Source organism: Mesorhizobium sp. BH1-1-5 (assembly GCF_020165615.1).
GTDB lineage: Bacteria > Pseudomonadota > Alphaproteobacteria > Rhizobiales > Rhizobiaceae > Mesorhizobium.
On the sequence record NZ_JAIUIM010000011.1, the window covers coordinates 19099 to 38508 of the forward strand.

Below are 19410 nucleotides of genomic sequence, written 5' to 3' on the forward strand. Positions count from 1 at the left end.
TGCGGGTCACGGCAACGGAACCGCCATGCAGCGCCTGCTTGCTCTTCTCACCTGGTTCGCCTTCCCGGTCTATGTCTGGCAGGGCCTCGGCGTGCGCCGGCGCACCACGCGCATGCTGCCGGCGCGAGGCCCGGTGCTGCACGAAACACCGGGGCAGGCGCCGGCCATCGCATTGCTGGTCCTGGGCGACTCTTCCGCCGCATCGGTCGGCATCGAGCAATCCGAATATGGGCTTGCCGCGCAGCTTGCCGGCCTGATCGCCGAGCGCACCGGCAGCGCCGTGCGCTGGCGCGCCGCCGGCTTCAATTCGGCGACCTCCGGCCAGATCCGAGACTTCGTCCTGCCAAACCTGTCGGCCGATCCGTGGACGCATATCGTGCTCGCCATCGGCACCAACGACACCAAGAATTTTCATTCCGCGCCGCGCTTCAAGAAGGAGTTCGGCGGCCTGCTCTACGCGCTGCGCGCCAAATGGCCGGAAGCGCGCGTGGTGTGGTCGCCGGTGCTGGAATTCACCCGTGCGCCGGCCATGCCGAGATTGCTCGGCAAAATCCTCGAAATCCGCGCCGCGGAGATGAACGGCATGGGCGTGCGGCTCTGCAACGAGCGCGGCGCCATTGCCGCCGCGCGCCTGCCGATCACCAATCCCGAGGCCGGCTTCGCTTCCGATGGGTTCCACGCCTCGGAAGCAGGTTACCGCGCCTGGGCGGAGCATCTGCTGGATTTCGTGTTGGGCGATTAAGCAAGCAGCCCAGCTTAGGTCCAATGTCCGAGTATGGCGGCAAGCGAGATTGCGGCCATGGCCAGCAGCGCCAGCTTCCAGAAATCGCCGCGCCGCTTCAGCCCCGGCCATCCCAGCGGCTTGATGACCTGGATCAGCATGATGCCGATGATGACAAGGGCGAGCAGTTTCGTCATGCCGCCTTTGACCAGCAACGATGGCGACTGTCAAAGCCGTTCTTAAGGCACCCTTGGGGCGCAACATTCCCGACAGAAATCGGGGGCATTTGAACCCTTCGAAGGGCGCCGCACCGCCTTCTTCGATACCCTGCCAACCTCCTGACAGACTGCTGTCAGGAGGGGTGTGAGATACTCCTCTCGTCAAAAGAGAGGAGTGAGGTCAATGAACGGTTTTACAATTCTGCGCAGCGTGCAGCATTATGTCGGCAGGATCCGCACCGTGCGCAACGAGATCCGCACCCAGCGTTTCCTGAACACCTTGCCGGCGGACATCCGCAAGGACATCGGCTGGCCGGACCTTTACACCGGCCGCGTGCGCGAAAACTGAAATTTTCCCGCCGCGACTTGGATTATGGCGGCACGGCGCCCAGATGTAATGGCAGCCAGTGATGTTGAGTTCAGAGAAAGAAGCTTTTGTTTGCCGGTAGCGTCGCCGCATTCCTCCTGACAGTATGTTGTCAGGAGGAATGCGGTAATTGGAGCAGCTTCGATCCTGACAACAACGAACATGATCCGACGATCCGGAGTAGTCCGCGTATGGTGAAAAGCTGGAACGACAGGCTGAACACGCCAGGCATCAACGGCATCAAGCCGTCGCCGCGCACGGTCGGCGATGTCGTTGAAGGCCAGTCGATGCTGGTGCCGACCGCGCGCCAGGTCGACGACTTCATCCGCTCGATTCCCGAAGGGGTGGAGATGGATGTGCGCGCGCTGCGCACCGCCCTAGCCGTCGAGCACGGCGCCGAAGTGACGTGTCCGGTGACGATCGGCTATCATCTGCGCACCGTTGCCGAGGCCGCCCACGAGGATATCGAGCGCGGCATGGCGCTGAGCGACGTCGCGCCGTTCTGGCGCGTGCTGGATGCCGAGACGCCGACCACGGGCAGATTGTCCTTTGGTGCGAAATTCGTCGCCGCGCAGCGCAAGCGCGAAGGGCTGAAGCCATAAACCCCGGGGGAGAAACAGATGCGCCGCGCAGACAGGCTTTTCCAGATCGTGCAGCATTTGCGGGGCGGCCGGCTGGTCACCGCGCAGAAGCTCGGCGCGTGGCTAGAGGTTTCCGAGCGCACCATTTACCGCGACATTGCCGACCTGCAGTCGACCGGCGTGCCGATCGACGGCGAAGCGGGCGTCGGCTACATGATGAGGGAGGGGTTCGACCTTCCGCCGCTGATGTTCACGCGTGACGAGATCGTGGCGCTGGTTGCCGGCGCCCGCATGGTGCGCGCCTTTGGCGGCGCCGCTATGGCGAGGGCCGCCGACGAGGCGCTGGTCAAGATCGGCGCCGTGCTGCCCGACACCGAGAAAGACCGCATCGCCCGCACCGAGATCCACACGCCGATGTGGGTGGTGAGCGACGCCGCGCGCGAGGCCATCGACTTGATCGAGCGTGCCGTCGAGAAACGCCAGGTGCTGACGATCGACTATTCCGACGAGGCCGGCCGCGGCACCGCGCGCGACATCAGGCCGCTCGGCCTGTGGTTCTGGGGCAAGGTCTGGACCCTCGTCGCCTGGTGCGAGATGCGCGACGATTTTCGCGCCTTCCGCATCGACCGCATCGCCTCGGTCGTCATCGCCGGCCGCATCTTCAAGCCGGAGCGCGGCAAGCAGCTCGCCGATTTCTACCGCGCCGTCGAGCGCAGCGAGGATTACGGCATGGCGCCCGACCGCGCCGCGCGGACGTGACTTCCTCCCAAGCCATTGTCCGACAAAAAAGCCCGCCTCGAAGCGGGCTTTTTTGTTGGTCGCGCCGGGCGCTTACTCCTGGTCGTCGTCCTCGTCCTTGTCCTTCGACTTGAGCGCCGAGAGCTTGGCGAAGACGGCGTTGGCGTCGAGCTCCTGATCCTCGTCCTTCGGCTTCTCCGGCGCCGGCACCAGCCGTTCGGTGAGCGCGGCGGGCAGCAGCGTGTCGCCGACCGGCTGCGCCGGCTCGCGGCCGCGCGAGGCGCGGTTGACTTCGAGGTCGAGGTCGATCTGCGAGGTGAGGCCGAGCGTCACCGGATCCATCGGCTGCAGATTGGCCGAATTCCAGTGCTTGCGCTCGCGGATCTGCTCGATCGTCGACTTGGTGGTGCCGACAAGACGCGAGATCTGCGCGTCCTTGAGCTCGGGATGGTTGCGCACCAGCCACAGGATGGCGTTCGGCCGGTCCTGGCGCTTCGACAGCGGCGTGTAGCGCGGGCCCTTGCGCTTCGATTCCGGCACCCGCACCTTCGGCTCCGACAGCTTCAGCCGGTAGTTGATGTCCTTCTCGCCGCGAGCGATCTCGTCGCGCGTCAGCTGGCCGGTGATGATCGGGTCCATGCCCTTGATGCCCTGCGCCGACTCGCCGTCGGCGATCGCCTTGACCTCGAGCGGATGCAGCCCGCAGAACTGCGCGATCTGCTCGAAGGAGAGCGCGGTGTTGTCGACCAGCCAGACGGCGGTCGCCTTGGGCATCAGCAGCGAATTGGCCATATCAAAAATCCTTCTCGTTCGCCCGCGTTCCCGCGCGGGCGGTGGTTTAGAGCCACCAAAATGGGAAATTCGCGGCCTGTATAAACGCTCCCTGGAGTTTTCGCAATGTTTTTGGGAAAGCGGTCGATCGCAGCACGTCACCCGGGCGCGGTGCGCTTTTAATGCATGTCGCCCAAAAGTGCGCAGCGGTTTTGGCGGGACGACATGCATCAAAACAAAGACTTAAAGCGCGTCGCCTGAATCCGTTTCAGCGCGGTGCGCTTTTAGACCTTAAAAAGACAAAACCCGCTGGACGAGGTCCAGCGGGCTCGGAACCGGAAACAAAGCAAGCGTCTCGACGGCTCTGGCTTGCATGTCGCAGCCCGGCCTTGCGGTCGGGCCGGGTCTGATTACACCGCCTGGCGGGCGATACGCTCGATGTCGGCACGGTTGATGCCGAGGTCGCTCAGCTGGCGGGCATTGAGCTTGTTCAATTCACGCACGGTCTCGTTGTACATGCGCCACTTACGGAAAGCACTGATGGGGTTCATTTTGGTTCTCCAGTCGTTTGGTCAAATCGTTTGATGCCGCGTAAATAGGCATGCTTGCTCAAGAAATGAACGGACGCTTTTGCATGGCCGCAATGCGTTTTGTGCATTGCACCATTAAGCCTTCGTTCAGCTTGGAATGGGGGACACGCGCCAACCCCAGGATGGGTCGACATTCAGGTCAGGCCGAGTCGAAAACGGTGGGCTTCGAAAACCGGAGCGGAGCGTACTTCCGCATGTCCCGGAAAAGTGGGTTCCGGTTTTCCGACAAGGATATGCGGCAACCAAAAAATACGTGAGCACCGGAAGCGCAGAAGGCCAGCATTTGCAGGCAGGCCTCACCTGGATATCGACCCATCCTAGCCTACGTCGAGGACGATCTTGCCGATATGCTCGCCCTCTTCCATCCGCTCATGCGCCCGCCAGGCTTCGGTCAGCGGAAAGATCATGTCCATAACGGGGGCAACCTTGCGCGTGCCGAGCAGCGGCCACACCTGGGCCTCGAGCGCCGCGGCGATCGCCGCCTTGAACTCGACGGTGCGCGGCCTCAGTGTCGAGCCGGTGTGGGTCAGGCGCTTGACCATGAGCGTTGCGAAATTGGTGCTTGCGACAGCGCCGGCCTGCACGGCGATCTGGACGATGCGCCCCTCGACGGCCGCGGCTTCGTAGTTGCGCGCGACATAGTCGCCGCCGACCATGTCGAGGATGACGTCGGCGCCTTTGCCGCCGGTCGCATCCTTCACCGCGGCGACGAAATCCTCCTCGCGATAGTTGACCGCCCGGTCGGCGCCGAGCTTGAGGCAGGCGTCGCATTTCTCCTTGCTGCCGGCTGTGGTGATCACAGTGGCGCCGAAGGCCGAGGCAAGCTGGATGGCGGTGGTGCCGATGCCGGACGAGCCGCCATGGACAAGCAGCGTCTCGCCCTTCTTCAGCCCGCCGCGCTCGAACACGTTGTGCCAGACGGTGAAGTAGTTCTCCGGAACCGCCGCGGCTTCCGTATGCGTGAAACCCGCCGGCAACGGCAGCACGCTGCCCTCATGAACCTTGACATATTCGGCGTAGCCGCCGCCTGGCGTCAGCGCGCAGACCCGGTCGCCGATGCGCCAGCGCGATATCTCGCCGCCGAGCGCGGCGACCTCGCCCGAGACTTCCAGGCCGGGCAGGTCGGACGCGCCGGGCGGCGGCGGATAGGCGCCCTTGCGCTGCTGGACGTCCGGCCGGTTGACGCCGGCGGCGTGCACCCGGATCAGCAATTCGCCAGGACCGGGGACGGGAACGTCGCGCGTTTCCGGCTTCAGTACCCTTGGGCCGCCGGGTTGCGAGATAGCGATGGCCGTCATCTTCGCCGGCAGCTTCTGTCCGTTTGCCATGATGTCGTGTTCTCCCAACATGCCGGTCTATCGCCGGCAGTTTGCATCGGCGCCCCAACTCTTTGTTCTTACGCTATTCCGGACGGAAAACCGCTACGCACTTTTCCTGGAATTGCTCTATGTATGCTGATTGTCAAATCAGGCAAATGGCCAAGTAAGGGAGGAGCGACGGATGGCGATCTTCGACGACGAACCCAAGAAGAAGCAGCGCCCGCACGAGATCGGCCAGGACCTGTCGCTGCTTTCCGTGGACGAATTATCCGAGCGCATCGCATTGCTGCGCGACGAGATCGCCCGGCTGGAAGCCGAGCGTACCGCCAAGGGCGCCACCAAATCCGCCGCCGAGTCGCTGTTCCGCCGCGGATAAATTCTTCGGCGTGCTCGCTCGCCGCCGAAAAGCCCGAATACATCTGTCTTCAGACCCTGTGTCTCGAACCCGGATCAAGCGATGTTTGCAACCTACCGACCGATCCTCTCGCTGCTGCGCGGCACGGCCTTCCTGTTGGCGGCGTCCGGCCTGCACGGCCTGCTGCTCCCGCTGCGCGGCCAGGTGGAAGGGTTCTCGACCGCTTCGCTCGGCCTGATGGGCACGGCCTGGGCGGGCGGCTTCGTCGCCGGGTGTTTCTTCGCGCCGCGTCTCGTGCGCCGCGCCGGCCATGTCAGGGCCTTCGGCGCCTTCGCCGCGTCGGGCGCGATCGTCGCGCTACTCACCGGCCTCATCATCGACGAATATTTCTGGATCCTTTTGCGCGCCTTCACCGGCTTCACCATGGCCGGCGCCTTCATGGTGATCGAGAGCTGGCTGAACGAGAAGGCCACCAACGAGAACCGCGGCACCGTCTTCGGCCTCTACATGATGGTCACCTATGCCTCGATCATGGGCGGCCAGATGATCGTCGCCGGCGGCGATGTGCGATCGGCCTCGCTGTTCATGATCACCGGCATCCTGTTTTGCCTGTCGCTCATTCCGACCGCCGTGTCGACGCAGTCGCATCCCAAACCCCTGCAGGACGTCAAGCTCGACGTCAAAGGCCTCTACGCCAATTCGCCGGTGTCGGCGGTGGCCTGCCTCCTGATCGGCATCGCCAACGGCGCCTGGGGCACGCTTGGCGCCGTCTACGGCGCGCGCATCGGCATATCGACCGCCGAGATCGCGCTGATGATGAGCCTTGTGGTCGTCGCCGGCGCCGCCATGCAGCTCCCGGCCGGACGCCTGTCGGATACGACCGACCGCCGCTTCGTCCTGGCCGGCGCGGCCTTCGGCGCGGCCCTGGTCGCGGTGCTGATCTTCCTGGTCGCGCCGCGTTCGGGTGTCTTCGTTATCCCGCTAACCGCCGCCTATGGCGCTTTCGCCTATACGCTCTATTCGATCGCCGTCGCGCATGCCAACGACCACGCCCGCGCCGAGGACTTCGTCAAGATTTCCGGCGGCCTGCTCCTGCTCTACGGCTTCGGCACGATGATCGGCCCGCTTTTGGCCGCGGCGCTGATGGGCTCGGTGCGGCCGGAAGGGCTTTTCCTGGCAACCGCGCTCGCCCATCTCAGCCTCGCCGGCTACACGCTGCTGCGTATCCGCGCCCGCGCGCCGGTGCCGATCGAAAACCGCGATGCCTTCAAGACGCAACCCGCGGACCGCGCTGTCACGCCCGAGGCGACCCGGCTCGATCCGCGCAGAAAGGTTGAAACCAATAGTTGAGATTCGCAAGACTTTGCCTCACAAATAAAGGCATGATGTTTTCTGACGCCTTCGTGGCGATAGCCGATCCCAACCGGCGCTATCTCTTGGAAGAACTCCGGCGCGGCCCGAAGACGGTGAACGAATTGGCTGCCGGCTTGCCGGTCTCGCGCCCTGCGGTTTCCCAGCATCTCAAAGTCCTGCTCGACGCCGGCCTGGTCAACGCCAAGGCCGAAGGCACAAGGCGCGTCTATGCCGTCAGCAGCGCCGGCTTCCTCAGGCTCAACATCTGGCTCGACCAGTTCTGGGAAACGGCGCCGGGCGAATGATTTGTAGAGCGGCTCGCTCTGATGAAGCCGCTCCAATATCCGCTTGACGCAATTGTGGACTAGAATCGCTGCGGTTTCCCGAAATTGCTCTTGGAGGATACCCGATGCGCCGCGACACGATTCTTGGCGCCTTGACGGCGATCAATCTGCTTTTGCTTGCCGGCATAGTCTTGACGCAAGTCCTGCCAGCAAGGGCACAGGACCAACCAGGCATCCTGCGCGGCAGCGGGCTTCAGATCGTTGACGGCCAGGGGCGGGTACGCTCCAGCATTTCGATCCTGCCGGCGAAAGACGGACAAGCTGAGACCGTGCTGTTCCGTCTTATCACCGAGGATGGCCAGCCATCGGTCAAGATAGCCGCATCGAGCGCCAGCGCCGGATTGAGTTTCGTCGGCGGCAATGATGAAAGCTATGTCATCCTCGACGCCGACGGACCCAAAACCCGGCTCAGGATGGTGGAACCGCAGGGCGCGAAAAGCTGATCGGGCCATAGAGCAATTCCAGGAAAAGTGTGAGCGGTTAAGTTCGGCGTCTTCGCCGTAACTTTCCGTCCGGAATTGCGTCAAAACAAAGAGATAGAGCGGTTCGCCGTTTCCGTGAAACGGTGAAACGCTCTAGGCCGCAACCGGCGCCGGCAGCTCGGAACTCAATTCGCCGCCAAGGCCGCCCCGAGCGCATCCAGCAATTCGCCGGTGCCATGCTCGCGGGTGGCCGGCGTATCGATGCCGTCGAAGAAGGCGCCCTGCTCCGTCAGGACAAGTCGCGTTCCCTTGCCCTGCGCGATGAGCTCGATCGTCGCGAGCGACACCGAGACCCGGGTTTCGCCGAACAGGAGCTCATAGCTGTAGACGATGCGCCGGTTGGGCACGATATCCTGATAGACCGCGTTGTAGAAATGCATCTGCCCGTCGCTGGGACAGCCGGCATTCACTTCCTTGCCGCCAACGCGAAAATCCATCTCATGCCGGCTGGGCATCGGGTTGTCGGGATCGACGAACCAGCGCTTCTTGGCCGCCGGATCGCTCAGCGCGAAATAGACCTTCTCCGGCGCCGCCGGATAGACGCGCTCGATGACGAAGGTGGAATGGACGACGGATCGTTCGCTCATGAGGGGGACCCTTCAGCTTTCATCGTTGGTTTCAGCGAGGAAATCGCCGAGGCGGTCGAGCCGGCGCTCCCAGGCGAGCCGCCGCTCGTTGATCCAGTGCTCGGCGGCCCGAAGCGCCTGCGGCTCGATCTGGCAGGTTCGGACCCGGCCAAGCTTCTCGGTCCTGACCAGGCCGCTCGCCTCGAGCACGTTGAGGTGCTGGACGACGGCCGAAAGCGACATCGCCAGCGGTTCCGCCAACTGGCTAACCGATGCCGGTCCGCGCGACAGCCGTTCCACCATGCTGCGCCGGGCCGGGTCGGCGAGCGCCTGGAACATCAGGTCGAGCTGGGTGGGATCGTGCAGCATGGCCGCCGGTTAGCCGTTGTTGTAGGGGAAGAACTTGAAATAGGGCTGCGCTTCCTCGATCACGCGGGCGAAGGACGGGCGTGCGAGAAGCCGATCGTGATAGTGTTTCACGGCCGGGAACCTGTCGCCGAACGGCTCGACCTTGTTGGCGTAGAACAGCGCCGGCGAAGCGGCGCAGTCGGCCATGGTGAAGGTCTCGCCCATCGCCCAGGTCTTGCTCTGCATGTCGTCTTCGACGATGGCGTAGGAATTGCGCAGCTGCGCGCGGGCCTCCTCGACCCCGAACGGATCGGTCTGATCCTTTGGCCGCAGCCTGTCGCCGACGATCTTCTGCATCGGATGCTGCACGTAGAAATCGTAGAAGCGATCGGCCTGCCGGACCTCGAGGGCGAGATCGACATCGGCGGGAACGAGCTCGACCGGCCCCGGATAATGCGCGGCGAGATATTCGACGACGATGGTGGATTCCAGCACCGTGCGGTCCCGCGCGTCGTCACGCAGCGCCGGCATCTTGCCGGTCGGCGACACCTTCAGGAAGGCGGCGCGGGAAGCCTCGTCGCCGAGGTCGACGATCACCGGCTCGAACGGCGTGCCGTTCTCGTAGAACGCGATCAGCGGCTTCCAGCAGAACGAGGCCAGCGGATGGAAATGCAGCGTCAGGGACATTTTCGCTCTCTTTCGCGCTCGGGAAATACTGAAGTGATCACTTAACTATTATCGCAGACATGTTGAGTCAAGCCGGAGCCTCCACGCCTAATGATGCGCGACGATGGCGTCGACGATCTGCGGCCAGTCGTTGCGGTGCAGTTCATGGCCGCCGCCTTCGACCTTGACCAGACTTGCGCCGCGAACCGCCTTTGCCAGCCCTTGGCCATGCTCGATCGGAAAGAGCGGATCGGCGGTGCCGTGGATGACGAGCAGCGGCGCGGTCAGGTCCCGCACCGTGCGCTGCGGGCCGCCGCCCATGAGCAGGAAATGGTTGGTCGCGCTGGCGAGGCCGCCGGAGCGGTCGTAGTCCGCCTCGATCATCGCGCGCGTCCGCTCCTCGTCGAACGGATGGCGCGTGCTGGCGATCGCTCGCGCGTCCTTGACCATGAAGTCCAGGACCTGCTCCCGGTTCGACCAGTCGACGTCGCCGCCTTGCGCTGAATGCTCCCTGTAGGCCTCGGTCATTCCGGGCAGAGCGGACGTATCGACGCCGAGCGGCGAGCTTGAAATCACGGTGAGCGCGCTGACGCGTTCGGGGTATTTCAGCGCCACGCTCTGCGCGAGCATGCCGCCCATCGACATGCCGACGACATGGGCCTCGGCGACGCCGTGGTCGTCGAGCACGCGCATGGCGTCGTCCACCATGTCCTCGAATGTGTAGGCCGGCGCACCTGGCGGATATTTGGTCGACAGGCCGGTATCGCGGTTGTCGTAGCGGATGACGAAGCGGCCGTGCCCGGCGAGTTGCCGGCAGAAGACTTCGGGCCACCACGACATCGAGGCCATGGCACCCATGATCAGAAGGATCGGCGGATCTTCCGGACTGCCGAAGGTCTCCGAAACGATGTCGGGGCGCTGCGCTGCGGTGGTCATCTGCTCCTCCAATCCGATTGCATTTTGCAATCAGTTGCACGATAATCAAACCGATATCATAATGCAACTGGTTTTTCTGGAGAGAGTGCCATGAGCATCGACCGCCGGTCCGGCTGCCCGATCAATCTGTCGCTGGAGGTCTTCGGCGATCGCTGGAGCCTGATCATCCTGCGCGACATGATCTTCGGCGGCCGGCGCCATTTTCGCGAGTTGCTCAACGGCTCGCTGGAAGGCATCGCCTCCAACATCCTGGCCGACCGTCTGAAGCGGCTGATGGAGCTCGGGCTTCTGACCAAAGCCGACGATCCCAGCCACAAGCAGAAGGCGATCTACAGCCTGACCGAGATGGCGATCACGCTGGTGCCGATCATGGCGCAGCTCGGCGCCTGGGGACGCGTCTGGCTGCCGGTTACGGAAGAATTGTCGATCCGCGCCGAGCTCTTGGAAAAGGGCGGTCCGCCGCTATGGGAGCAATTCATGGACGAGTTGCGCCACGAGCATGTGGGAGCGCCTTCGAAGACGCCGCCGGGCACGCCGACCGTGCGCCAGCAACTGCGCGCAGCCTACGAGGAAGTGGTCGCCCGCAAGGCTGAGGCGCCGTCAGTTTAGGTTGATATCCCGGCTCGCCGACCGCATCGACACGGAGAAGCCGGCCAGCACGTCGAACAGCGCGATGATCATCAGCGTGAAGAAGACCGAGTGCGCCGCGCCCTTCACCAGCAGGAATTCGACCAGGAAGGCGATGAAGACCAGCGTCGACAACAGATGATCCAGGATCGAGGCATTGGTCGTGCGCACCGATTTCGAGATCTCGATGAACAGGAAGATCAGGCCGATCACCACCATCAGGTCGCCGAGTGTCATCGAGAACACGCCGCCCGACATCATGCGGAAGGAGAACATTTCGGCCATCCAGGGATCGTCGCCGCCGCCGAACAATCCGAGCAGTCCGAGATTGTAGAGGACGAAAGGCACGATCAGCAGTGGGATGGCACCGAACATCTGGGCGACTCCAATGGGGCACCCTTTTGTAAAATCCGCCGCAGGCGCGCCGTCAAGGGTTTTCGCCAGCGGCGGCGAACACGCTCTAAGACCTAATGAAATAACGATGTCAGCCGGTTGTCCGGCCGACATCGCGCCCCTCATATTGCCCTTAGCGCTTGAAATAGCCGGCGCGCACGGCCGCGCCTATGACATTCAGGATGATATGGCCGGCCGTCATCGAGGTGATCTCGTTGACATCGCGCGCCGGCGCGATCTCGACGATGTCCATGCCGACCAGTCTGCCCTTGCCGACCAGGCCCTTAATCAGCTCTATCGTCTGCCGGTAGGTGATGCCGCCCGGCTGCGGGCCTTCCACCGCCGGCATCACCGAGGGGTCGAGCCCGTCGGCGTCGATGGTGAGATAGTAGCGGCCGCCATCCGGGATACGCTTCAACAGCGCCGCGGTGCCGATATCCTGCCATTCATTGGTGGTGATGATGTTGGCGCCGTAGGCGCGTGCCGCCTCGACCTCCTCGGTGCGCGCGCTGCCCTGTCCGCGGACGCCGACCTGGAAGATCTTGTCGATATGCTTCATCTCCGAGGCGCGGCGGATGGTGCTCGAATAGCCTTCCTTGACGCCGTTGACGTTGTCGCGCCAGTCGAGATGGGCGTCGAGCTGCACCAGCGTGATCGGTCCCTCGCCGTCCAGCGCGCGGAAGATCGGGATCGGGATGCCGTGGTCGCCGCCAATGGTGATCGGCATGGCGCCGGCGGCCAGGATCTTGCGGATCGCCGCCTCGGCTCTGCCGTAGTGCCCGACATGATCTGCGGCATTGCCGGGCACGTCGCCGACGTCGACCACCTTGATGTCCTGCCCGGCGAAGACCGGCCCGCCGATATCGAAATCATAGCGGTCGAGCGCCTGGCTGATGCGCTTGGAAGCACGCCGCACCGCGGTCGGCGCATTGGTCTGGTCGTTGATCAGCTCGTCGATCGTGTAGGGATCGCCATAGGGCATGCCGATGACGGCGACATCGGCCTTCAGCGTGTCGAGGTCCTCGACCAGCGGAAAGTTCATGAATGTCTGGAAGACATCGCGTGGCGCGGTGGTGAGCTTGGACATGTGGTCTCCTTCTGTGTTGAAAGCCTTGCGAATTCAGCCGCGCGAGACGGCGAGATGCGGTGTCAGCCAGCGCTCCAGCGCGCGCGCGGCGGCGGCCACCAGCACGGTGAGAGCCCAATAGAGCAGCGCGATCGCGGTGAAGATCTCGACCGGCGCGAAGGTGCGGCCGATGATGTCCTGCGCCATGTAGGTGAGCTCGGGCACCGTGATCGCCGACAGGATCGCCGATTCCTTGATGAGCGTGATGGTGAGGTTGACCGCCGCCGGCAGGATGTAGCCCGCCACCTGCGGCAGCAGCACCTTGCGCAGGATCAGCGGATAGCGCAGTCCGAGCGCATAGCCGGCCTCGGTTTGCCCTTTCGGAATGGATTGGACCGCGCCGCGCACGATCTCGGCGAAATAGGCGCTGGCATAGGCCGACAGCGCGATGACCGAGACGGCGATCGTCGACAGCCGCACGCCCGCCATCGGCAGCACATAGAACAGCAGGAACACCTGGATCAGGAACGGGATGTTGCGGAAGAGCTCGACATAGAAGGCGACGATCGATGCCGGCACCCGCCCTGCCCTCAGCCGCACCAGCGCCAGCACCAGGCCGAGCGCGAAGCCGAGCGGCAGCGTGACGGCGCAGATGACGAGCGTGTTGCCGAACCCCTTGGCCAGCGCCGGCCAGTTGTCGGTGATGACGGCGAAGTCGAAGCTCATGCCCGCGCCCTCTCCGCCTGGCGCTCGAGCCGCCGCACCAGCAGGCTGCAGGCGAACAGCACGATGAAATAGAGCGCGGCCGCCACCGCGAACGCCTCGACCGGCCGGTAGGTCACGTTCATGATGTTCTGCGCCGTGCGCGTCAGCTCGACGACGGTGATGACCGACAGGATCGACGAGGCCTTCACCAGCATGGTGAACTCGTTGACCATCGGCGGGATGATGATGCGGAAAAGCTGCGGCAGGATGATCTTCAGCCAGGTCACCGCCGGCTTCAGCCCGAGCGCCTTGGCAGCCTCGTACTGGCCGGCCGGGATACGCGTCAGCCCGGCCCTGAGGATCTCGGCGACGAAGGCCGCGCTGTTGAAGGAGAGCGCCAGCACGCCGGCAAGCAGCGGCGGCAGGTCGAGGCCGACCAGCCCTGGCAGCACGTAATAGACGACGAAGATCTGCACGATCAAAGGCGTGCCGCGGATGAAGCTGGTGTAGAGCGCGCCGATGAAACGCACCGCCCGCCAGCGCGAGCGGCGGCAGGCGAGCAGGCCGAAGCCGATGACGGTGCCCAGCGCGAAGCCGAGCGCCGAGACCGCGAGCGTGATGCCGGCGCCGGTCAGGAACTGTGGCAGGAAGGCGATGGTTCTGGAGAAGTCGACCATGGCTCTGGCTCGAGACACGCGGAGAGAACGGCCTCACCGCGAGGCCGGTCTCCCGCCTTGTGGGAAGCGGCTAGAACATGATTCCGAAAAGTGGGAACCGGTTTCCGGAAAAGATCATGCTCCAACTAAGAGTTAGATCAGGGTGACGATTCGACGAAACGTCATCCTGATCTAAAGGGCGCCCGCAGGCAGGTAACCCTGGTCGGGCGTCTGCATCTCGAAGCCGAACCATTTCAGCTGCAGCTCCTTGAGCTTGCCGCTGTCCTTCAGCTCGCCGATGCTGGCGTTGATGAGGTCGCGCAGGTCCTTGTCTTCCGGCCGCACCACCCAGGCGAGATACTGGAACTCGCCGATCGAGCCGACGATCTTGTAGGTGTCGGGCACGTTCTTCATCAGCACGGCCGCTGAAGGCGAAGCGATGACGATGGCGTCGACCTGGCCGGAGGCGAGCGCCACATGCGTTTCCGGGAACGAGGTGAACAGCTTGATCTCGCCGATGCCGCCGCCCTTGGCCTTGAGTTCCTTGTCATAGGCTTCGATCACCGGCTGCACCGAGGAGGCAAGCTGGGTGGCCACCACCATGCCGTTGATGTCCTCCGGCTTCTTGATGCGGTCCTCGTTGGCGCGCACGACGATGACGTTCTCGAACGAACCGGTCGGCCGCGTATAGGCATATTTCGCCGCGCGCTCGGCATTGATGCCGGTGGAGGTCGCCATCAGGTCGAATTTCTTGGCCAGCAGGCCCGGCAGCAGACCCTGGAACGGCAAATTGAGCTGGTCGAGCTTCACGCCGAGCTTCGCGACCACATAGTCGAGAATGTCCTTGTTGTAGCCGACGATCTGGCCGTCGCGCACGAATTCGAACGGCTCGAAGGCGGCTTCGGTGCCGACGACGATCGTGCCGCGCTGCTTGATCTGATCGACCAGCCCGTCGGCATGCGAGACGGTGGAAAGAATGAGAAGCGGCGCGGCGGCCAGCAGGCGAAGTGCCGAGCGGCACGCGGTGGAAAACAACCCAACCATTTTGTTACCCTCTTTTTTCTTCGGTTTTACTGCGCTGGTAAGCCCGGCCAGAGTGCTTGAACACGCGGCCGATCATGTAGCTCTCGGAATCCTTGATCCCGGGGACATTGGCGAGTTCGCTGACCAGGAAGTCATGCAGGGCCGTCGTCGACGGCAGGGTCAGCTGGATGATGATGTCGAAGGGTCCGGTCATCGCGTAGACCGAGTCGACGAAGGAATATTCGGAGAGTTTGCGCGCCACGCTGATGATGTGCTCGCGGTCGACGTCGAGCCCGACGATCGCCGCGATGCCGAGATCGCTGCGCAGCGGCCGCACGACCGCCTGGATGCAAATATCGGGATCTTCGAGGATGCGCGCCATCTTGCGCCGCACCGTCGCCTCGGTCACGCCGATGCGCTTGGCAATGTCGACGCTCGACATCCGCCCGTCGGCCTTCAGCTGCGAAAGAACCGCCTGTTCGGTCTCGTCGAAGTCATTGGTGCTGACGAAATCCCACATAAATTCCCTCATTCATGTCGATTTCCGACTATGAATTTTAAATTTGCATAAGAATTCGTCATTTGCAAGCTGATTGCGAACGGAAACAAACGCGATGCCGGGATGGCGTCGACGTATGGGCGGGTTTGAAATGTTTAGCAGGGAGACGGCTCAGGGCCGCGCGGACGCGAAGTCAGGCCGTGCCGATTTCGGGTCGGCCGCCATGGGGTCGCCAAAGCAAAAAGACCGGCCAGAGGCCGGTCTTTTGAAACGTCGGAAATCCTTAGAGGCTTCTCAGCTTTCCTTCGGCTCCAGAACCTGGCGGCCGCGATACATGCCGGTCTTCAGGTCGATGTGGTGCGGGCGGCGCATTTCGCCGGAATTCTTGTCCTCGACATAGGTCGGGGCCTTGAGGGCGTCGGCCGAGCGGCGCATGCCGCGCTTCGACGGAGAGGTTTTTCTTTTTGGAACGGCCATGGATATGCTCCACTACATGGTCAAAATGCCCCGGCAACCCTCGCGAAAGGGCCGCATCGAGGCCATAATCTGAGAAAGTCGGGTGCCTATACACGCCTTGCGCCGTTTTGGCCAGCGTCGCCCGCGAATTTTTTTGAGCCGGCGCCGCTTCGCCCTAATCAAGACATCCCACATAGGCGCCGGATCGGCTGGCACGGCGTTCGATCAGGCTCGCAAGTCGCCGCAGTCCGGGCCCAGGCTTGGCCGGATTGCGCGCGATCGGGTTGGGCAGGCTGACGGCAAGCAGCGCCGCCTGCCTTCGCGACAATTGCTTGGCCGAGACGCCGAAATGGTGCTGGGCGGCGGCCTCGATGCCGTAGATGCCCGGCCCCCATTCGGCGATGTTGAGATAGATCTCCATGATCCGCCGCTTCGACATCACCGCGTCGAAATAGACGGCGAGCGGCAGCTCGACCACCTTGCGCACGCTGCCCAGCGGTCGCGACCACAGGAAAAGGTTCTTCACCGTCTGCATGGTGATGGTGGAGGCGCCGCGCGTCGCCTCGCCGGCCAGCGCGTCGTCGACCACGCCGCGCAACTCGCCGAGATCGACACCGCGATGGAAGCAGAACTGCCCGTCCTCCGACATGATCACCGAATGCGCCAGCACCGGCGCCACGTCGTCGATCGACACCCAACGCCGGTCGTAGCCGGAGAAAGTCACGAGGTCCTTCAGCATCAAGGTCGAGACCGGATGCACGAAGGACGGCAGATAAAGGAAGGTGAGCACGGCCGGGATAGCCGCCAGCACTAGCGCCACGACCAGGCAGCGCCGGACGATGCGCTTCAGACCGGCGCGGTTCAGGCGCCGACGTCGCGCCATGTCCAGCCCTTCGCTTTCATATTCGACGATCGGTTCCGTCAAGCCGTCCCACCCGTGCCTCGCCCCCTCCGGCATAAAGGCGCGCGCCTGCTTGCGCAATGTCTGAGTGTCGGCTACCGCTCCCGGCCATGAGCAAAGACGACCAGATCGCCTTCGAATCCGCGCTTTTCATGCGTGCCGCCGCCGTCGAGGCCGAGCTGCGGCGGACCCTCGACGCCCGTCCGCTCACCAGTGAGATCGCACGGCCGGAGCGCCTGATGGCGGCGATGCGCCACGGCGTGCTCAACGGCGGCAAGCGGCTGCGCCCCTTTCTGGTCATGGAAAGTGCTGCACTGTTTTCGGCCGATGATGACGCGGCGGTTCGAGTCGCCGCCGCATTGGAATGCGTGCACTGCTACTCGCTGATCCATGACGACCTGCCGGCCATGGACGACGACGATTTGCGCCGCGGCCAGCCGACGGTGCACAAGGCTTTCGACGAGGCGACCGCGATCCTCGCCGGCGATGCGCTGCTGACTTTGGCCTTCGATATCCTCGCCGACGAGGCAACGGCATTGCCGGCGGAGCGCCGCGCCACCCTGGTTCTCGCCCTTGCCCGCGCGGCCGGCGCCGGCGGCATGGTCGGCGGCCAGATGCTGGACCTCGAGGCCGAGAGCAAGCGGCCGGACGAGGCGGGCATCATCACCTTGCAGGCGATGAAGACCGGCGCGCTGATCCGCTTCGCCTGCGAGGCCGGCGCCATCCTTGCCGGCGCGTCGCCCACCGATCGCGAGAGGCTGGCGGAGTTCGGCTCGGCGATCGGCCTTGCGTTCCAGCTCGCCGACGACCTGCTCGACCTGACGGCGGACGCCAAGCAGATGGGCAAGGCGACCAACAAGGACGCCGCCGCCGGCAAGGCGACGCTTGCCGCGCTGCACGGACCTGCCTGGGCGCGCAGCCAGCTCCACGGCCTCATCGACCAGGCGCATGCGCTGCTCGAGCCCTTTGGCGATGCGGCCGAGCTGCTCAAACAAGCCGCGACCTTCGTGGCGACCCGCAGCAAGTGAACAGCGGCGCAGGCCGGCTGCCAATGCCGGCCGACAGCGGCTCGATTGTTCGCTCGATCCGAATACTGCTGTCGATAGCTGGGTGATTATCCGGCATCTGCGGCGGTCTATATCCGCTCCAGGACAACGGACGGACATCGATCCGGTCGATGACGCTTCCCCGGCCCTTTCCATCCAGAGCCGTGATATCCAACCCGAAAGGACCCTGGAAATGCCCTTCGCCAACTTCAAGATGCCCGAGGCCGCGCTCACGAAAGCGCAGAAGGAGGACCTCGTCCACAAGACCACGCAGATGTTCGTCGACTATTTCGGCGAGGGCGTGCGCCCCTACACCATGGTGCTGATCGAGGAAGTTCCCGACGGAGGCTACGGCCGTGCCGACGAGGTCTTCATTCTTCCCGACGCCTACCGCGCCAAGGACACAGCCTAATTGGAAACAGGCGAGCAGCTCCTCCACACCTGAATAATCCTGGTGATGCGCATCCATTCGTGCAAGATCGCCGACTTACAAATGCCGGAGGATGCCGGAACCGATGCTCAAGCTGCAAGCCTGGCTGGCCGATTATTGGGTCATCGGCGCGGGGTTCATGGCAGCATCGCTTATAGCGGCTGCGCCGGTTGTACCGCTTTCGCTGCCGGTGTTCCTGATCTTCCTGCACAGCCCGGTCTACATGGTCCATCAGGTCGAAGAGCACACCGGCGACCGATTCCGCAAATTCGCGAACGAGCATGTTTTCGGCGGCCGCGACGCCCTTACCGTCGGCTCGGTTCTCGTCATTAACCTACCGTTTGTCTGGGGCATCAACCTGCTGGCTCTTTACGCGGCATTCCTATGGGGACCCGCTTGGGGCCTGGTTGCTCCCTATGTCATGATCGTCAACGCGCTCGCGCACCTCGTCACATCGGCGCGGCTCCGCAAATACAATCCCGGCCTCGTTACCAGCGTCATCCTGTTTTTGCCGCTGAGCGTCGTCACGATCTGGATGATCGGCTGGACGGCAGGTCTTGTCCCGCAATTGACCGGGGCAGTTCTCGCGATCCTGCTTCACCTGGCGATCATTGCGGGGGTGAGTGCCCGATACCGCTCTCTCGTCGCCACCTCGCCGCAGGGCTTCAACGTCTCCCGACGCGATGCCTAAAATGTGATCCCACGGAACCTACCTGCGAAGCTTCGGTCCCCTACCCTTTGACGAAGACGTTCCGCCGTTGCGTGGACTTCATTCCGATCAGGGAGGAAGAGGTGCTCACCCTTACAATCAACGGACAATCGCGCGACGTCGATGTGCCGGAAGACATGCCGCTTCTGTGGGTGCTGCGCGACCATCTCAACCTGGTCGGCACCAAATATGGCTGCGGCGTCGCCCAATGCGGTGTCTGCACGGTGCATGTGGGCGGCAAGCCGGTGCGGTCCTGCCAACTGACGGTCGGCGACGTCGGCACCCGCGCCGTCATCACCATCGAGGGGATCGGCTCGACGCCCAATGGCGCGAAGGTCCAGCAGGCCTGGATGGAGGCCGCGGTGCCGCAATGCGGCTATTGCCAGGCCGGCCAGATCATGTCGGCCACGGCGCTATTGGACACCAATCCGCAGCCCGACGATGCCGATATCGATGCGGCGATGGCGGGGAATCTGTGCCGCTGCGGGACCTATATCCGCATCCGCCGCGCCATCAAGAACGCCGCCGCCAAATCGGCCTGATC

Annotated in this window: 29 protein-coding genes; 13 read left to right on the top strand and 16 right to left on the bottom strand. The window is 63.8% G+C overall.

All coding sequences use genetic code 11. The annotated features are described in order from the left end of the window. Window positions 1–25: 25 nt before the first annotated feature. Window positions 26–742 (top strand): SGNH/GDSL hydrolase family protein, encoded by a 717-nt coding sequence (locus LB572_RS16180; RefSeq protein ID WP_140804169.1) that lies wholly within the window; start codon window positions 26–28, stop codon window positions 740–742. A gap of 14 nt (window positions 743–756) precedes the next feature. On the opposite strand, the gene LB572_RS16185 is transcribed toward LB572_RS16180, so the two are convergent. Continuing rightward, window positions 757–918, bottom strand: a complete 162-nt coding sequence (locus LB572_RS16185) for a hypothetical protein (RefSeq protein WP_140804171.1) — start codon at window positions 916–918, stop codon at window positions 757–759. A 205-nt stretch (window positions 919–1123) separates the two neighbouring features. On the opposite strand from LB572_RS16185, the gene LB572_RS16190 reads away from it, so the two are divergent. The 3 genes from LB572_RS16190 (at window position 1124) to LB572_RS16200 (ending at window position 2646) form a co-directional block, all read left to right on the top strand. Next, window positions 1124–1288, top strand: coding sequence for a hypothetical protein (locus LB572_RS16190; protein WP_116397974.1), 165 nt, complete (start codon window positions 1124–1126; stop codon window positions 1286–1288). A gap of 209 nt (window positions 1289–1497) precedes the next feature. Further along, window positions 1498–1908 carry a hypothetical protein gene (locus tag LB572_RS16195; protein ID WP_181179406.1) on the top strand — a complete coding sequence of 137 codons (411 nt, stop codon included), beginning with the start codon at window positions 1498–1500 and terminating at the stop codon, window positions 1906–1908. A gap of 18 nt (window positions 1909–1926) precedes the next feature. Beyond that, a complete protein-coding gene (locus LB572_RS16200) occupies window positions 1927–2646 on the top strand; it encodes a helix-turn-helix transcriptional regulator (RefSeq protein ID WP_224668401.1) in 720 nt (239 codons plus the stop codon). A gap of 72 nt (window positions 2647–2718) precedes the next feature. Here the strand turns inward: LB572_RS16200 and LB572_RS16205 are convergent, their stop codons facing one another. The 3 genes from LB572_RS16205 to LB572_RS16215 form a co-directional block, all read right to left on the bottom strand. After that, entirely contained in the window at window positions 2719–3417 is a 699-nt protein-coding gene (locus LB572_RS16205; RefSeq protein ID WP_140807200.1) for a DUF1013 domain-containing protein, read from the bottom strand. 389 nt (window positions 3418–3806) lie between these two features. Then, window positions 3807–3947 carry a DUF1127 domain-containing protein gene (locus LB572_RS16210; protein WP_095767350.1) on the bottom strand — a complete coding sequence of 47 codons (141 nt, stop codon included), beginning with the start codon at window positions 3945–3947 and terminating at the stop codon, window positions 3807–3809. A 356-nt stretch (window positions 3948–4303) separates the two neighbouring features. Then, window positions 4304–5314, bottom strand: a complete 1011-nt coding sequence (locus tag LB572_RS16215) for an NAD(P)H-quinone oxidoreductase (RefSeq protein WP_263498056.1) — start codon at window positions 5312–5314, stop codon at window positions 4304–4306. A gap of 172 nt (window positions 5315–5486) precedes the next feature. Between LB572_RS16215 and LB572_RS16220 the strand changes: the two genes are divergently transcribed. The 4 genes from LB572_RS16220 (at window position 5487) to LB572_RS16235 (ending at window position 7800) form a co-directional block, all read left to right on the top strand. Next, a complete protein-coding gene (locus LB572_RS16220) occupies window positions 5487–5681 on the top strand; it encodes a DUF1192 domain-containing protein (protein ID WP_140807198.1) in 195 nt (64 codons plus the stop codon). 81 nt (window positions 5682–5762) lie between these two features. Next, window positions 5763–7010, top strand: coding sequence for an MFS transporter (locus LB572_RS16225; RefSeq protein ID WP_140807197.1), 1248 nt, complete (start codon window positions 5763–5765; stop codon window positions 7008–7010). A 32-nt stretch (window positions 7011–7042) separates the two neighbouring features. After that, window positions 7043–7318, top strand: coding sequence for an ArsR/SmtB family transcription factor (locus LB572_RS16230; RefSeq protein WP_040985209.1), 276 nt, complete (start codon window positions 7043–7045; stop codon window positions 7316–7318). A 104-nt stretch (window positions 7319–7422) separates the two neighbouring features. Further along, window positions 7423–7800 (top strand): hypothetical protein, encoded by a 378-nt coding sequence (locus LB572_RS16235; protein ID WP_224668402.1) that lies wholly within the window; start codon window positions 7423–7425, stop codon window positions 7798–7800. Between the two features lie 164 nt (window positions 7801–7964). On the opposite strand, the gene LB572_RS16240 is transcribed toward LB572_RS16235, so the two are convergent. The 4 genes from LB572_RS16240 to LB572_RS16255 all read right to left on the bottom strand — a co-directional run bounded on the left by LB572_RS16240 (window position 7965) and on the right by LB572_RS16255 (window position 10355). Beyond that, window positions 7965–8426, bottom strand: a complete 462-nt coding sequence (locus tag LB572_RS16240) for an SRPBCC family protein (protein ID WP_224668403.1) — start codon at window positions 8424–8426, stop codon at window positions 7965–7967. Between the two features lie 12 nt (window positions 8427–8438). Next, on the bottom strand, window positions 8439–8774 hold the full coding sequence (locus LB572_RS16245; RefSeq protein ID WP_224668404.1) for an ArsR/SmtB family transcription factor: 336 nt from the start codon (window positions 8772–8774) through the stop codon (window positions 8439–8441). Between the two features lie 9 nt (window positions 8775–8783). After that, window positions 8784–9440 (bottom strand): glutathione S-transferase family protein, encoded by a 657-nt coding sequence (locus LB572_RS16250; RefSeq protein ID WP_224668405.1) that lies wholly within the window; start codon window positions 9438–9440, stop codon window positions 8784–8786. A gap of 87 nt (window positions 9441–9527) precedes the next feature. Beyond that, window positions 9528–10355, bottom strand: coding sequence for an alpha/beta fold hydrolase (locus LB572_RS16255; RefSeq protein ID WP_224668406.1), 828 nt, complete (start codon window positions 10353–10355; stop codon window positions 9528–9530). Between the two features lie 90 nt (window positions 10356–10445). Here LB572_RS16255 and LB572_RS16260 point away from each other — a divergent pair, with 90 nt between their 5' ends. Further along, window positions 10446–10964, top strand: a complete 519-nt coding sequence (locus LB572_RS16260; protein ID WP_140807192.1) for a winged helix-turn-helix transcriptional regulator — start codon at window positions 10446–10448, stop codon at window positions 10962–10964. On the opposite strand, the gene LB572_RS16265 is transcribed toward LB572_RS16260, so the two are convergent. The 8 genes from LB572_RS16265 to LB572_RS16300 form a co-directional block, all read right to left on the bottom strand. Next, window positions 10956–11357: a hypothetical protein gene (locus LB572_RS16265; RefSeq protein WP_224668407.1), complete on the bottom strand. Its 402-nt coding sequence runs from the start codon at window positions 11355–11357 to the stop codon at window positions 10956–10958. The genes LB572_RS16260 and LB572_RS16265 overlap by 9 nt on opposite strands. Window positions 11358–11508: 151 nt before the next feature. Beyond that, a complete protein-coding gene (locus LB572_RS16270; RefSeq protein WP_140807190.1) occupies window positions 11509–12462 on the bottom strand; it encodes an agmatinase in 954 nt (317 codons plus the stop codon). 33 nt (window positions 12463–12495) lie between these two features. Next, on the bottom strand, window positions 12496–13167 hold the full coding sequence (locus tag LB572_RS16275) for an amino acid ABC transporter permease (RefSeq protein ID WP_224668408.1): 672 nt from the start codon (window positions 13165–13167) through the stop codon (window positions 12496–12498). After that, window positions 13164–13823 (bottom strand): amino acid ABC transporter permease, encoded by a 660-nt coding sequence (locus LB572_RS16280; protein ID WP_224668409.1) that lies wholly within the window; start codon window positions 13821–13823, stop codon window positions 13164–13166. Before LB572_RS16280 ends, LB572_RS16275 begins: the two co-directional genes overlap by 4 nt. Window positions 13824–13994: 171 nt before the next feature. Then, on the bottom strand, window positions 13995–14846 hold the full coding sequence (locus LB572_RS16285; RefSeq protein WP_224668410.1) for a transporter substrate-binding domain-containing protein: 852 nt from the start codon (window positions 14844–14846) through the stop codon (window positions 13995–13997). 4 nt (window positions 14847–14850) lie between these two features. Then, complete coding sequence (locus LB572_RS16290) at window positions 14851–15357, bottom strand: Lrp/AsnC family transcriptional regulator (protein WP_224668411.1); 507 nt, start codon at window positions 15355–15357, stop codon at window positions 14851–14853. Window positions 15358–15618: 261 nt separating this feature from the next. Next, window positions 15619–15801, bottom strand: a complete 183-nt coding sequence (gene rpmF, locus LB572_RS16295) for a 50S ribosomal protein L32 (protein WP_006203806.1) — start codon at window positions 15799–15801, stop codon at window positions 15619–15621. 154 nt (window positions 15802–15955) lie between these two features. Then, window positions 15956–16663: a transglycosylase domain-containing protein gene (locus tag LB572_RS16300; protein WP_224668525.1), complete on the bottom strand. Its 708-nt coding sequence runs from the start codon at window positions 16661–16663 to the stop codon at window positions 15956–15958. A gap of 128 nt (window positions 16664–16791) precedes the next feature. Between LB572_RS16300 and LB572_RS16305 the strand changes: the two genes are divergently transcribed. From LB572_RS16305 to LB572_RS16320, 4 genes are all read left to right on the top strand, one after another. Beyond that, the gene (locus tag LB572_RS16305; RefSeq protein ID WP_224668412.1) at window positions 16792–17709 is read left to right on the top strand and encodes a polyprenyl synthetase family protein; all 918 of its coding nucleotides are present in this window, start codon (window positions 16792–16794) and stop codon (window positions 17707–17709) included. Window positions 17710–17920: 211 nt separating this feature from the next. Further along, the gene (locus LB572_RS16310) at window positions 17921–18139 is read left to right on the top strand and encodes a tautomerase family protein (protein WP_140807183.1); all 219 of its coding nucleotides are present in this window, start codon (window positions 17921–17923) and stop codon (window positions 18137–18139) included. A gap of 103 nt (window positions 18140–18242) precedes the next feature. Beyond that, window positions 18243–18848 (top strand): HXXEE domain-containing protein, encoded by a 606-nt coding sequence (locus tag LB572_RS16315; protein WP_224668413.1) that lies wholly within the window; start codon window positions 18243–18245, stop codon window positions 18846–18848. Window positions 18849–18949: 101 nt separating this feature from the next. Next, a complete protein-coding gene (locus LB572_RS16320; RefSeq protein ID WP_224668414.1) occupies window positions 18950–19408 on the top strand; it encodes a (2Fe-2S)-binding protein in 459 nt (152 codons plus the stop codon). The last annotated feature ends 2 nt before the right edge of the window (window positions 19409–19410 follow it).

Excerpts from the sequence above, each read along its gene's own strand:
- LB572_RS16245 (WP_224668404.1), bottom strand. The coding sequence starts at position 8,774 with ATGCTGCACGATCCCACCCAGCTCGACCTGATGTTCCAGGCGCTCGCC.
- LB572_RS16180 (WP_140804169.1), top strand. The coding sequence starts at position 26 with ATGCAGCGCCTGCTTGCTCTTCTCACCTGGTTCGCCTTCCCGGTCTAT.
- LB572_RS16290 (WP_224668411.1), bottom strand. The coding sequence starts at position 15,357 with ATGAGGGAATTTATGTGGGATTTCGTCAGCACCAATGACTTCGACGAG.
- LB572_RS16310 (WP_140807183.1), top strand. The coding sequence starts at position 17,921 with ATGCCCTTCGCCAACTTCAAGATGCCCGAGGCCGCGCTCACGAAAGCG.
- LB572_RS16280 (WP_224668409.1), bottom strand. The coding sequence starts at position 13,823 with ATGGTCGACTTCTCCAGAACCATCGCCTTCCTGCCACAGTTCCTGACC.
- LB572_RS16255 (WP_224668406.1), bottom strand. The coding sequence starts at position 10,355 with ATGACCACCGCAGCGCAGCGCCCCGACATCGTTTCGGAGACCTTCGGC.
- LB572_RS16260 (WP_140807192.1), top strand. The coding sequence starts at position 10,446 with ATGAGCATCGACCGCCGGTCCGGCTGCCCGATCAATCTGTCGCTGGAG.
- LB572_RS16200 (WP_224668401.1), top strand. The coding sequence starts at position 1,927 with ATGCGCCGCGCAGACAGGCTTTTCCAGATCGTGCAGCATTTGCGGGGC.
- LB572_RS16270 (WP_140807190.1), bottom strand. The coding sequence starts at position 12,462 with ATGTCCAAGCTCACCACCGCGCCACGCGATGTCTTCCAGACATTCATG.
- LB572_RS16235 (WP_224668402.1), top strand. The coding sequence starts at position 7,423 with ATGCGCCGCGACACGATTCTTGGCGCCTTGACGGCGATCAATCTGCTT.
- LB572_RS16185 (WP_140804171.1), bottom strand. The coding sequence starts at position 918 with ATGACGAAACTGCTCGCCCTTGTCATCATCGGCATCATGCTGATCCAG.
- LB572_RS16305 (WP_224668412.1), top strand. The coding sequence starts at position 16,792 with ATGAGCAAAGACGACCAGATCGCCTTCGAATCCGCGCTTTTCATGCGT.
- LB572_RS16210 (WP_095767350.1), bottom strand. The coding sequence starts at position 3,947 with ATGAACCCCATCAGTGCTTTCCGTAAGTGGCGCATGTACAACGAGACC.
- LB572_RS16300 (WP_224668525.1), bottom strand. The coding sequence starts at position 16,663 with ATGGCGCGACGTCGGCGCCTGAACCGCGCCGGTCTGAAGCGCATCGTC.
- LB572_RS16265 (WP_224668407.1), bottom strand. The coding sequence starts at position 11,357 with ATGTTCGGTGCCATCCCACTGCTGATCGTGCCTTTCGTCCTCTACAAT.
- LB572_RS16230 (WP_040985209.1), top strand. The coding sequence starts at position 7,043 with ATGATGTTTTCTGACGCCTTCGTGGCGATAGCCGATCCCAACCGGCGC.
- rpmF (WP_006203806.1), bottom strand. The coding sequence starts at position 15,801 with ATGGCCGTTCCAAAAAGAAAAACCTCTCCGTCGAAGCGCGGCATGCGC.
- LB572_RS16275 (WP_224668408.1), bottom strand. The coding sequence starts at position 13,167 with ATGAGCTTCGACTTCGCCGTCATCACCGACAACTGGCCGGCGCTGGCC.
- LB572_RS16285 (WP_224668410.1), bottom strand. The coding sequence starts at position 14,846 with ATGGTTGGGTTGTTTTCCACCGCGTGCCGCTCGGCACTTCGCCTGCTG.
- LB572_RS16195 (WP_181179406.1), top strand. The coding sequence starts at position 1,498 with ATGGTGAAAAGCTGGAACGACAGGCTGAACACGCCAGGCATCAACGGC.
- LB572_RS16250 (WP_224668405.1), bottom strand. The coding sequence starts at position 9,440 with ATGTCCCTGACGCTGCATTTCCATCCGCTGGCCTCGTTCTGCTGGAAG.
- LB572_RS16240 (WP_224668403.1), bottom strand. The coding sequence starts at position 8,426 with ATGAGCGAACGATCCGTCGTCCATTCCACCTTCGTCATCGAGCGCGTC.
- LB572_RS16220 (WP_140807198.1), top strand. The coding sequence starts at position 5,487 with ATGGCGATCTTCGACGACGAACCCAAGAAGAAGCAGCGCCCGCACGAG.
- LB572_RS16315 (WP_224668413.1), top strand. The coding sequence starts at position 18,243 with ATGCTCAAGCTGCAAGCCTGGCTGGCCGATTATTGGGTCATCGGCGCG.
- LB572_RS16190 (WP_116397974.1), top strand. The coding sequence starts at position 1,124 with ATGAACGGTTTTACAATTCTGCGCAGCGTGCAGCATTATGTCGGCAGG.
- LB572_RS16225 (WP_140807197.1), top strand. The coding sequence starts at position 5,763 with ATGTTTGCAACCTACCGACCGATCCTCTCGCTGCTGCGCGGCACGGCC.
- LB572_RS16215 (WP_263498056.1), bottom strand. The coding sequence starts at position 5,314 with ATGGCAAACGGACAGAAGCTGCCGGCGAAGATGACGGCCATCGCTATC.
- LB572_RS16205 (WP_140807200.1), bottom strand. The coding sequence starts at position 3,417 with ATGGCCAATTCGCTGCTGATGCCCAAGGCGACCGCCGTCTGGCTGGTC.